The organism is Nitratireductor sp. GZWM139, assembly GCF_030068685.1.
GTDB lineage: Bacteria > Pseudomonadota > Alphaproteobacteria > Rhizobiales > Rhizobiaceae > Nitratireductor > Nitratireductor aquimarinus.
Genome location: NZ_JAMQML010000064.1, coordinates 1 through 665, shown reverse-complemented (window position 1 = coordinate 665; position 665 = coordinate 1). Strand labels below are relative to the sequence as shown.

Here is a 665-nt window from a genome sequence, read left to right as displayed (position 1 = left end):
TGAAGTGGTCCCGGAAAATCGGACAGTCAGCTAAGGTGTATCCCAAGCCTTTGAAGGGATACGAGCATGGCGAAGCGCCGGAACTTTACAGACCAGTTTAAGGCCAAGGTGGCGTTGGAAGCGCTGCGTGGTGACAAGACCGTGCAAGAGATCGCGGCAAAGCATCAGTTGCATCCGAACCAGGTGAGCACATGGAAGCGTCAAGCCATCGAAGGCATGGCCGATGTGTTCTCGGGCGTGAAGCAGAGTGGGCCTACCGAGGCCGAGGTGAAAGAGCTGCACGCCAAGATCGGGAGGTTGGCTGTCGAGAATGATTTTTTGTCCGAAGGGCTGAAGCGGTGAGCCCGGAGAAGAAACGCGCGATGATCAAACGGGATCACCCTGAACTGAGCATCAGCCAGCAATGCAAGCTGGTGCGGTTGTCACGATCGGCCTTCTACTACACGCCGGTCGGCGTCAATCCGGACACGCTGGCGCTGATGAAAGAGATCGACCGCGTGTTCACCAAATATCCGTTCTTCGGTAGCCGCCAGATCGCAGCTTATCTGCGAAGAGAAGGAACGACCATTGGCCGTCATCGCGTCAGGCAGTTGATGGCAAAGATGGGCTTGGAGGCGATCTACAAACGGCCTAGAACCAGTCAGCCGCATCCCCAGCATCCTGTC

At 56.7% G+C, this 665-nt stretch carries 2 protein-coding genes; both read left to right on the top strand.

The annotated features are described in order from the left end of the window. Window positions 1–66 precede the first annotated feature (66 nt). Window positions 67–342: a transposase gene (locus tag NDI72_RS21930; RefSeq protein WP_283801801.1), complete on the top strand. Its 276-nt coding sequence runs from the start codon at window positions 67–69 to the stop codon at window positions 340–342. Window positions 343–362: 20 nt separating this feature from the next. Then, a partial coding sequence (locus NDI72_RS21925) for an IS3 family transposase (RefSeq protein WP_283801799.1) occupies window positions 363–665 on the top strand: 303 nt, incomplete at its 3' end.

What these genes read in the sequence shown, in the direction of transcription:
- NDI72_RS21930 (WP_283801801.1), top strand. Translation starts at nt 67, where the DNA reads ATGGCGAAGCGCCGGAACTTTACAGACCAGTTTAAGGCCAAGGTGGCG.